Origin of the sequence: Campylobacter sp. BCW_6889 (assembly GCF_001762535.1) — a bacterium.
GTDB lineage: Bacteria > Campylobacterota > Campylobacteria > Campylobacterales > Campylobacteraceae > Campylobacter_D > Campylobacter_D jejuni.
Genome location: NZ_MJWZ01000064.1, coordinates 98,445 through 107,962 on the forward strand (window position 1 = coordinate 98,445; position 9,518 = coordinate 107,962).

A 9,518-nucleotide genomic window follows, 5' to 3' on the forward strand; every position below is an offset into this window, starting at 1 on the left:
TTAAAAAGCTTAAAATTTAGATATATTTTATACTTACTATGTTTTTTTATAGTTAAAACCTTTATGGTGTGAAAGCTCTAAAATAATAGAGCTTTCAAGTATTATTTGAAATTATAGAACTTATCAGCAGCGCCACCATCACAAGAAACCTTATCGTTTGATTTTGTATATTTATCCCCTTTAACACATTCAATATTCCATTCAGCAGCCCAATTTGTTTTTCTATCTACAACTAAGAATTCATTATAATAAATAATCTTTCCTTTTGCTATCTTTTGTTTCATTACTTTAAAAACACCCCTTTGAATAACATTATAGTGTTCTGGATCATCTTTCTTGATACTTTCTATAGCGTAAATCTCTAAGTTATCAGTGTTAAATTGATTTTTCATTTCTTCTTTAGCATCTTCTAAAGCTATTTTTGCATAGGCATCATCTCCTCCTGATACTTTAACTAAATTAGAATCATGTATAGTGATAACCCCTGCAAATGCTGACACATTTAAAGCAACTAAAGCTGCTAAAGCTAAACCTAATTTTTTCATTTTATCTCCTTGAATTGAATTTTGTATATTTTAATTATTTTTCAAATCTTTTGCAAGATAATTTTTAAATTTATCTAAATTAAATTTACATTTTATCTAACAATCATAAGAAATTTTAAAATGAAATAAAAATTTATGAGAAATCAACTCTTGTTTGAAAATGATAAAAGTAAGTGGTGCGGATGAAAGGACTTGAACCTTCACGCATTGCTGCACCAGATCCTAAGTCTGGCGTGTCTGCCAATTTCACCACATCCGCTAAAGTGGTACGCCCAAGAGGATTCGAACCTCTGACCTACGGCTTAGAAGGCCGTTGCTCTATCCAGCTGAGCTATGAACGCATATAAAATCTTGGTGGTGCGCCCGATAGGAATCGAACCCATAACCTACAGATCCGAAGTCTGTTGCTCTATCCAGTTGAGCTACGAGCGCTTAGTGGGGTGAGTGATGGGAATTGAACCCACGACCCTCAGGACCACAATCTGATGCTCTAACCGACTGAGCTACACTCACCATTTTGTATAAATTTATAAAAAATGGTCGGGGTGAAAGGATTCGAACCTTCGGCCCCTTGGTCCCAAACCAAGTGCGCTAACCAGACTGCGCTACACCCCGAATAAATAAAAGGAAATATTTTATCACAAAATAATTTTAAAGTCAAGGATTTTCATCTCTTATTCTTAAAAAAACCGGAAAGCGAGGTAAGGAATTTTTGGTCAATCCATTAAATTTATAAGTCACAATACTACCAATTTTTGGAGGATTTTTTCTATCTTCATCTTTTAAACCACTGCCTATTTTAATGATTTGTCCATTAGGCATTTTACAAAGTAAGGCACCTACTTGATTTTCAAATTTACCCTTACCCTTGCGAAATCCTACCAACTCACATTCTGCATCATCATAGGGTTTTAATTTCATAGCATTTTTACTTCTGCCTTTTTCATAAGGACTTAAATTTTTGCGTATGACAATACCTTCACCTTGATTTTTTATAATGCTTTCGTAAAATTGATTTAAATTATTTTGATTTTCAACTGGAATTTGAGGAATAATTTTTATATAGGCACTAGGATATTTTTGCAAATACTCTTCTAAAACAGCCAAACGATTTTTAAGAGTACAAGTAGAAATTTGAAATTCTTCGCAAGCATTTGGCACATCAAAAATATTATAAGTTACTTCCTTCCATAAGGTCAAATTGCTATCGCCACTACGAATTAAAGCTGAAATTTCATCAAATTTATTTCTTGCTATCCAAAGCTCACCATCAATAGCAAAAGGAGGGAAATTTTTTGTAAAAAAGTCAGGAGTTTTTATTTTATAATTTTGGCGAGTTTTTAGATATTTTCCATCCCAAATTCCACGTACTCCATCAAATTTTTCGCTCATCAAGTAAGCATTAAAATCTTTAGAGTTAAAATCTTGCTTATCGAATTTGCTAAGAAGTAAAATTTCATTAGCAAAAACTAAACAAGCACAACATATTAAAAAAATAAATCTCATCAAAGCAGATTAATCATATATCCAGTTGCATCTTTTTGAATATTATAATTATAAGTTCCATCAAGATATATTACAAGTCGATAATATCCTTTGTGAGATCCAAAGTCTATGCGTTTAAAAATAGAATTGCTAAGGCGTATGTTTTTTGTAGGACTAATCAAGTTAGATCTAAAATCTATAACGATTTTGCTTGGATTTCCTACTGAAAAATCTGTGATCATTTCATCACTAGTGTTAAGTTTTATTTTGTTTTTATAAACCGCGTAAGAAATAAAATCATAAATCTTTGCAACCTGTAAAGGTATTTCAACATTGGCTGTTGAGTTTGATTCTTGTTTAGAGCTATTTTTTTCAGGTATAGTAACTGAAACATCAAGTACTTTTGAAGGATCAGGGCTTTTAAATCTTGATATAGTATAAGTATCGTGCCAATCAATACTTTTATTGATATCTAAATCGATCTTATCTTCACTTCCGTCTAAATTGATATAATTAAAAGTGATGCTTTTTAAAATTCTTGCACTAGAATTAAATTTAACTTCCTCTTTTTGAAATTCAGGTGGAGCAACCAAGGTTATATTTTGATCTGTCTTGAAAGGATTTTCATCAGCATATAAAAGAGAGGTAAAAATAAAAAATATTGCCAAAATTCTAGTTTTCATTTGGGTATAATCCTTTTAATTCAAAATAATCTTTTTGTGCTTTAGCATTTTGTTCTTTGAGCAAAATAATCTTTTTATTAAGCTCTTCTTTGGTATTTTCTAAGCTTAATAAAGTGTCTAAAGAATACTGCCCAAAAAACATATTGCCAAAATAAATCGCTCCAATTACAACAAGAAAAGCCCAAAAAATCATTTTTATAACATGGGTATAAAAACTTTTTTTTCTTGTGCTTTCGTCGTATTCTTTAAGTAAATCGCTCAGAGCTTTTCTCCTAAGTATTCATCACTTTCAAGTTCAATTTCAAGCAAGCGATTGTATTTTGCAGTTCTTTCGCCTCTTGCTAGGGCTCCTGTTTTGATTTGTCCTGTATTTAAAGCTACAGCAAAATCTGCTATAAAAGCATCTTCACTTTCGCCACTTCTATGACTCATCACGCATTTATAGTTATTTCTTTGCGCTAAACGCACAGTTCTCATAGTTTGGGTAATAGTTCCGATTTGATTTGGTTTAATAAGCACAGCATTTGCCATTTTTTTGATGATGCCTTCTCTTAAAATATCTTCATTAGTTACAAACAAATCATCACCCACAAGTTGAATTTTATTGCCTAATTTTTCAGTAAGCTTGATCCAACCTTCAAAGTCATTTTCAGCTAAACCATCTTCGATACTACAAATTGGATATTTCGCACAAAGTTCTACATAGCGTTCGATCAAATCCTCGCTTGAAAAAGCCTTGCCTTCCATGTTGTATTTGCCATCTTTGAAAAATTCTGTACTTGCTACATCAAGAGCGATTTTTACACGATTTTCATAACCTGCTTTTTTGATACAAGTCATTAAAAGATCGATAGGTTCTGTGTTGTTAGCTAAATTTGGAGCAAAACCGCCTTCATCACCTAAAGCCGTAGAATGTCCAGAATTTGCGAGTTCTTTTTTTAATATCGCATAAATTTCACAAACCGAACGCAAAGCTTCTTTAAAGCTGGTAAAACCGAAAGGCATGATCATAAATTCTTGAAAATCTACATTGTTGTTTGCATGAGCACCACCATTTATGATATTACACATTGGTACAGGCAAAATGCTTGCATTTGCACCACCTAAGTAGCGATACAAAGGCATTCCCAAAGCAGCCGCAGCCGCACGAGCTGTTGCCATAGATACGCCTAAAGTCGCATTTGCGCCTAAATTTGAGTAATTATTTGTTCCATCAAGCTCACGCAAAGTATCATCAAGTTGAGTTTGATTAAAAGCATCTAGCCCTAAAATTTCATCTGCAATGGTTTCATTGACATTTGCAACAGCTTTTAAAACGCCTTTTCCACCAAATCTTTCATCATTATCACGCAATTCTAAAGCCTCTTTTGAACCTGTACTTGCACCACTTGGAACTATGGCTGCACCTACACTTCCATCGCTTAGCGTAACTTCAGCTTTTACGGTTGGATTTCCTCTGCTATCAAGAACTTCATAGGCTCTAACATCTTCAATTACTAACATTATTCTTCTCCTTCGTCATCTTCGCTACCGCTGAACATACCTTCTATTCCCATAGAATTTTGAATCGCTTTTGTGATTTCATCTGCAATTTCAGGGTTTTCTTTTAAAAAAGCTTTTGAGTTTTCTCTACCTTGTCCAAGTTTTTTATCTTTATAAGAGAACCACGCACCACTTTTATCTACGATATCAAGTTTTACACCGTAATCAATCAACTCACCTTCACGGCTTAAACCCTCTCCAAACATCACATCAAATTCAGCTTGTCTGAATGGAGGAGCAACTTTATTTTTAACTACTTTTACTTTTACACGATTTCCTATAGGTTCTTCGTTTTGTTTTAAGGTTGCTACTTTTCTAACATCTAAACGCACAGAAGCATAAAATTTTAACGCATTTCCACCTGTTGTGGTTTCAGGAGTACCATAACCCATAGCGCCGATTTTCATACGAATTTGGTTGATGAAAATTACTGTGGTATTCATTTTATGAACTATACCTGTAAGTTTTCTTAGAGCTTGAGACATAAGTCTTGCTTGAAGTCCTACATGTTGATCACCCATATCGCCTTCAATTTCTGCTTTTGGGGTAAGTGCTGCAACGCTATCTACTACGATAAGATCTACTGCGCCACTTCTTGCTATAGTTTCTACAATTTCTAAGGCTTGTTCTCCAAAATCAGGCTGAGAAACATACAAATCATCTGTATTTACACCCAAATTTTTAGCATATTTTACATCAAGCGCATGTTCTGCATCGATAAAAGCACAAACTCCACCTGCTTTTTGGCATTCTGCGATAATGTGTAGAGTTAGAGTGGTTTTACCTGAACTTTCAGGCCCATAAATTTCTATAATTCTTCCTTTTGGAACACCGCCTATACCTAAAGCAAGATCAAGTCCAACTGAACCTGTGCCTATGCTATCGATTTGCTCAACTTCTTTATCCCCTAGTCTTAAGATAGTGCCTTTTCCAAAGGTTTTATCTAAACTTTTTAGGGCAGCGTCTAGAGATTTTCTTTTATTATCATCCATAACTTTCCTTAAAAATTCTAAATTTTTAGTTAGAATTCTAACAAAATAAAATTAAATAATGATTTATTTTGCTAGAATTAAAGCAAAGATTTAAAGGAAACATAGATGAAAAAAATTACTATTGCACATTCTCCTGATGCTGATGATATTTTTATGTATATGGCTATTAAATTTGGGTGGATGGGGAATGATTTTGCTTATGAAAATACAGCTTTAGATATACAAACTCTAAATGAATTTGCCTTGAAAAATGAATTTGATGCTACGGCTATTTCTTTTGGGCTTTATCCTTTAATCGCTTCTGAGTATGCACTTTTACGCACAGCAGTGAGTTTTGGCGAAGGTTATGGGCCAAAACTCATCAAGAAAAAAGATACGCATTTAAAAAGAAATTTTAAAATCGCTTTGAGTGGAGCAAATACCACCAATGCTTTGATTTTTCGTATGAAATACCCTGAAGCTAGAATTATTTATAAGAATTTTTTAGACATTGAAAATGCAGTTTTAAGTGGTGAAGTAGATGCAGGAGTTTTGATCCATGAAAGCATTTTAGAATTTGATCAAAGTCTTTGCGTGGAAGCAGAACTTTGGGATATATGGCTTGAATTTGCTAAAGAAAATTTACCTTTGCCTTTAGGTGGAATGGCTTTGCGTCGCTCTTTGCCTTTAAGCGATGCGATTAAAATCGAAAAGGATTTAACCAATGCTGTAAAAATCGCCGATGCAAATCGTAAAATTTTAACCCCTATGCTTATGGAAAGAAAACTTATCCGTGTTGATGAAGAAAAACTGGATACTTATCTTAATCTATATGCCAATAAAAACTCCATTAGCATGAATCAAACTCAACTTTTAGCTGTAGATACGCTTTTTAAACTAGGATATGATTATAAATTTTATGATAAAATCATACATGTAAATGATTATCTTATCCCTAGCGAATACGAAGAAGCTAGAAATTCTTAAAAAGGATAAAAATGGATGAAAGTACCTTGGTTGCTCTTGGAGTGCAAACCTTTAAAATCACACTTTTACTTTCCTTGCCTATGCTTTTAGCAGGGCTTATTGCAGGGCTTGTAATCAGTATTTTTCAAGCAACTACACAGATTAACGAAATGACACTTTCTTTTGTTCCTAAAATCATCCTGGTTGTAGTTATTTTAATCTTTTTAATGCCTTGGATGACTACAACTATGATTGACTTTACCGAAAACATACTAAATCAAATTCCAACTTTTATCAAATGATCATTGATTTTAAAAAATACTCTTCTGTGCGTATAGGAAATAAATTTGAAGTTTTAGTTTTGGATCAAATTTGTGATTTTGATGGTTTTTTAATAGGCGGCGCAAATAACCTTTTAGTTAGCCCAAAACCTAAAAATATAGGAATTTTAGGAGATAGTTTTGATTTTATACAAATTTTAGATCAAAATAAAGATTTCACCCATCTTCGCATAGGCTGCAAAACAAAATCAAGCAAAATGTATCGTTTTGCCAAAGAAAATAATCTTAAGGGTTTTGAGTATTTAAGCAAAATTCCTGGTACACTTGGCGGGCTTTTGAAGATGAATGCAGGACTTAAAGGAGAGTGCATTAGTCAAAATTTAATCAAAATTGCTACTTTTCAAGGCGAAATTTTAAGAGAAAATATAAATTTTGATTATCGTTTTTGTCCTTTAAATATGCCTTTTTTTTGGGCTGAATTTAAACTAAATTTTGGCTTTGATACCCTTAAAGATAAAACTTTAAAAAATGCAAGGAGCAACCAACCTAGTGGGGCAAGCTTTGGCTCTATCTTTAAAAATCCAAAAAACGACTTTGCAGGACGTTTAATCGAAGCTGTAGGACTTAAAGGATTTAGCAAGGGAGATGCTATGTTAAGCGACAAACACGCAAATTTTTTAATCAATAAAAAAAATGCAAGTTTTGAAGATGCGTTTTTTCTTATCGAATTAGCTAGAAAAAAAGTCTTTGAAGAATTTGGCATAAACTTAGAAAATGAAGTAATTATAATCTAAACACAGAAAACAATAAAAGTCTAAAAATTTACTCTTAATCTAACTTTAAATAAAACATAAATTCAAACAATATAGTTTTATTATAATAAGTATTTAATAATATTTTAAGTATAACTATTTTAATATTCTGTCGTTTTATTTTGTATTTTATATTATTTTTAAAAAATATAATATATAGAACAAATTATAAAGGGAGGAAATTCTTATGAAAAATATCACATTAACTAAAACACCTATAGGAGAGGGTAAAGAATCCTGTTTAAATTCTAAAAAGATAGTTTTATCTTTGGCTGCTATTTCTTTCTTAGCTAGTTGTGCAAATGCTGCACCTACTCCTGAAATAAAAACTTATGATGAAATAAGTAAAAATACTAAAGCTAGTTCAGCAAGTGTTTATGCTCCTCAAGCTAGGATTAATACGACTGTAAGTAGTTCAATCAACAATCAAATCAACATTTCTGATTCAGGTGTGCATACCATAATAATTGAAGCAGGTGGAACTTTAGGTAGTATAGGTAATAACAATAAAATCATCTATGCCCATGCTAGTGGTAACAACACTCTTACTCTTGCTAATCTTACCAATAAAGGAACTATTAACGGTAAGGTAGCTGTAGAACATGATCGAGGTTTTACAGGAACCATCACTGTTAACACCTTTGAAAATACAGGTCAAGTTAATGGTCAAATTTATATGGGAGTTTGGGGAGGTCAGGGAACTCTCACTGTGGATCAGTTTGATAACAGTGGAACTATAGCTTCAAGCGATAAAGGAGTTTTTTTCGAAGGCGGTGCTAATAATAAATCTACGATTAATAATTTTAACAATACTGGAGTTATAAGTTCAACAAATAAAGAAGCTGTCCAGTTTAATTATACCGATGTTAAAACCATTACCAATAATGGAAACATTAAAAGCGAAGGACATAGAGGTATAAGCATAAATAATTCAAGTGTACAAACTCTTAATAATAGTGGCACTATTCAAACCAGCAATCAAGATGTAAAAAACTGGGATACACAAGCAATATATATTGGCAATTCTACAATCCAAACATTTATCAATAGCAAAAACGGAATCTTAAAAGGTGATGGAAGAAAAGATCCAGGAGGACCTAATGGGGCTATGTTTGCTAGCTCTGGGGTAAATCTTTCTGGTTCTACTATAACAAATTTTGATAACTCAGGCATTCTTTCAGGAAGAGTAGGTATAAATATATCAAGTACCACTATAGATAATTTTAAAAACACTGGTACTATAGAAGGAACATCTGGAGCCAAACAATTATCAGGAGCAGTATTCATTCAAAGTTGGGGAACTTCAAGCTCCACTATTAAAAATTTTGAAAACACAGGCCTAATCAAAAATCAAAACGGCAATGCTATCTTCATAGGTGATGGCAACAAGATAGAAACCCTTACAAATAAAGGAACTATAGAAGCAGGCAACAATGGTATAACTTTTTATGCATTTGATACAAATAAAAAGCCCGTTAATATTGGTAAAATCACTATAGAAGAAGGTGGTGTTATTAAAGCAGGCAATGATGCAATCCATATAGATGGAAGTAAAAATGGTATTGAGGGTGAAGGTATTGAAGTTAAAGAAGGGGGTAGATTAGAAGGTGGTAATGCAGGTATTTATATAGGCGGTGGTAAGCAAGTAAATACTAGTATCAATGTATCTGGAACTATCCAAGGTGGTAATGGGGGTATTATAAATACTGGAACCATTGGACAAAAAGATACAGAAGTTCAAACTCACGGTATCACTATTGAAAATGAAGGTCTTATTGCTTCTGCAAAAGGAAGTGGTATTTTAAATACTGACAATGGAATTATTTATGGTAATATTTTCAATAAAAGTAATAATAATTTAAGTTTAAAAAATGATTCTGATGCGACTATTACAAGTGGTATTAAAAATGAAGGTGGTGGAACCATCTTTGTTAATAACCAAGGAACCATAGATAAAGATAATAGTGGCAATCATTTAACTAACAGCGGATCTGGTAGCATAGTCATAGAAGATTGGCTTGTTACTACAGATAAAGATACGGGTAAATTAGACACTATAGTTGTAGGTGGAAGTGGAAATGGAAATGTAAGTGCTGATAAAATTACTATAGATGAGAGTAATCTCGATCTAGGACAACTTGATAATATAAATGATATCATCTCAGGTGTTAATCAAAACAATATTGGCAATATAGGAACCAATGGAGGTGGAGAAATATCTTTAAGCTTTGAT

10 protein-coding genes and 5 tRNA genes are annotated in these 9,518 nt (G+C 32.6%); 4 read left to right on the plus strand and 11 right to left on the minus strand.

The window, feature by feature from the left end; all coding sequences use genetic code 11:
* Positions 1 to 101: 101 nt before the first annotated feature.
* The 11 genes from AJ939_RS06700 to recA all read right to left on the minus strand — a co-directional run bounded on the left by AJ939_RS06700 (position 102) and on the right by recA (position 5,247).
* A complete protein-coding gene (locus AJ939_RS06700) occupies positions 102 to 545 on the minus strand; it encodes a hypothetical protein (RefSeq protein ID WP_052797896.1) in 444 nt (147 codons plus the stop codon).
* A gap of 174 nt (positions 546 to 719) precedes the next feature.
* Positions 720 to 804: transfer RNA gene (locus tag AJ939_RS06705), tRNA-Leu, on the minus strand.
* A 5-nt stretch (positions 805 to 809) separates the two neighbouring features.
* A tRNA-Arg gene (locus tag AJ939_RS06710) sits at positions 810 to 886 on the minus strand.
* 14 nt (positions 887 to 900) lie between these two features.
* A tRNA-Arg gene (locus tag AJ939_RS06715) sits at positions 901 to 977 on the minus strand.
* A gap of 4 nt (positions 978 to 981) precedes the next feature.
* Positions 982 to 1,058 (minus strand) — tRNA-His (locus AJ939_RS06720).
* A gap of 24 nt (positions 1,059 to 1,082) precedes the next feature.
* Positions 1,083 to 1,160: transfer RNA gene (locus AJ939_RS06725), tRNA-Pro, on the minus strand.
* A 42-nt stretch (positions 1,161 to 1,202) separates the two neighbouring features.
* The gene (locus tag AJ939_RS06730) at positions 1,203 to 2,051 is read right to left on the minus strand and encodes a DNA ligase (RefSeq protein ID WP_044794075.1); all 849 of its coding nucleotides are present in this window, start codon (positions 2,049 to 2,051) and stop codon (positions 1,203 to 1,205) included.
* Entirely contained in the window at positions 2,051 to 2,713 is a 663-nt protein-coding gene (gene cgpA, locus AJ939_RS06735; RefSeq protein ID WP_044778615.1) for a glycoprotein CgpA, read from the minus strand. The genes AJ939_RS06730 and cgpA overlap by 1 nt, the downstream gene beginning before the upstream one ends.
* On the minus strand, positions 2,703 to 2,906 hold the full coding sequence (locus AJ939_RS06740) for a hypothetical protein (RefSeq protein WP_002839177.1): 204 nt from the start codon (positions 2,904 to 2,906) through the stop codon (positions 2,703 to 2,705). Before AJ939_RS06740 ends, cgpA begins: the two co-directional genes overlap by 11 nt.
* Before the next feature lie 65 nt (positions 2,907 to 2,971).
* A complete protein-coding gene (gene eno, locus AJ939_RS06745; RefSeq protein ID WP_044779909.1) occupies positions 2,972 to 4,216 on the minus strand; it encodes a phosphopyruvate hydratase in 1,245 nt (414 codons plus the stop codon).
* Positions 4,216 to 5,247, minus strand: coding sequence for a recombinase RecA (gene recA / locus AJ939_RS06750; protein ID WP_002862302.1), 1,032 nt, complete (start codon positions 5,245 to 5,247; stop codon positions 4,216 to 4,218). Before recA ends, eno begins: the two co-directional genes overlap by 1 nt.
* 105 nt (positions 5,248 to 5,352) lie before the next feature.
* Between recA and AJ939_RS06755 the strand changes: the two genes are divergently transcribed.
* The 4 genes from AJ939_RS06755 to AJ939_RS10760 all read left to right on the plus strand — a co-directional run.
* The gene (locus AJ939_RS06755) at positions 5,353 to 6,213 is read left to right on the plus strand and encodes a menaquinone biosynthesis family protein (protein ID WP_070275911.1); all 861 of its coding nucleotides are present in this window, start codon (positions 5,353 to 5,355) and stop codon (positions 6,211 to 6,213) included.
* 11 nt (positions 6,214 to 6,224) lie between these two features.
* Positions 6,225 to 6,494, plus strand: coding sequence for a flagellar biosynthesis protein FliQ (gene fliQ / locus AJ939_RS06760; protein ID WP_002851290.1), 270 nt, complete (start codon positions 6,225 to 6,227; stop codon positions 6,492 to 6,494).
* Positions 6,491 to 7,267: a UDP-N-acetylmuramate dehydrogenase gene (locus tag AJ939_RS06765; RefSeq protein ID WP_070275910.1), complete on the plus strand. Its 777-nt coding sequence runs from the start codon at positions 6,491 to 6,493 to the stop codon at positions 7,265 to 7,267. The genes fliQ and AJ939_RS06765 overlap by 4 nt, the downstream gene beginning before the upstream one ends.
* Before the next feature lie 205 nt (positions 7,268 to 7,472).
* Positions 7,473 to 9,518, plus strand: a 2,046-nt coding sequence (locus AJ939_RS10760; RefSeq protein ID WP_410002386.1) for a beta strand repeat-containing protein, incomplete at its 3' end; no start/stop codon positions are given.

What these genes read in the sequence shown, in the direction of transcription:
- recA (WP_002862302.1), bottom strand. Translation starts at nt 5,247, where the DNA reads ATGGATGATAATAAAAGAAAATCTCTAGACGCTGCCCTAAAAAGTTTA.
- cgpA (WP_044778615.1), bottom strand. Translation starts at nt 2,713, where the DNA reads ATGAAAACTAGAATTTTGGCAATATTTTTTATTTTTACCTCTCTTTTA.
- AJ939_RS06700 (WP_052797896.1), bottom strand. Translation starts at nt 545, where the DNA reads ATGAAAAAATTAGGTTTAGCTTTAGCAGCTTTAGTTGCTTTAAATGTG.
- AJ939_RS06765 (WP_070275910.1), top strand. Translation starts at nt 6,491, where the DNA reads ATGATCATTGATTTTAAAAAATACTCTTCTGTGCGTATAGGAAATAAA.
- eno (WP_044779909.1), bottom strand. Translation starts at nt 4,216, where the DNA reads ATGTTAGTAATTGAAGATGTTAGAGCCTATGAAGTTCTTGATAGCAGA.
- fliQ (WP_002851290.1), top strand. Translation starts at nt 6,225, where the DNA reads ATGGATGAAAGTACCTTGGTTGCTCTTGGAGTGCAAACCTTTAAAATC.
- AJ939_RS06755 (WP_070275911.1), top strand. Translation starts at nt 5,353, where the DNA reads ATGAAAAAAATTACTATTGCACATTCTCCTGATGCTGATGATATTTTT.
- AJ939_RS06730 (WP_044794075.1), bottom strand. Translation starts at nt 2,051, where the DNA reads ATGAGATTTATTTTTTTAATATGTTGTGCTTGTTTAGTTTTTGCTAAT.
- AJ939_RS06740 (WP_002839177.1), bottom strand. Translation starts at nt 2,906, where the DNA reads ATGATTTTTTGGGCTTTTCTTGTTGTAATTGGAGCGATTTATTTTGGC.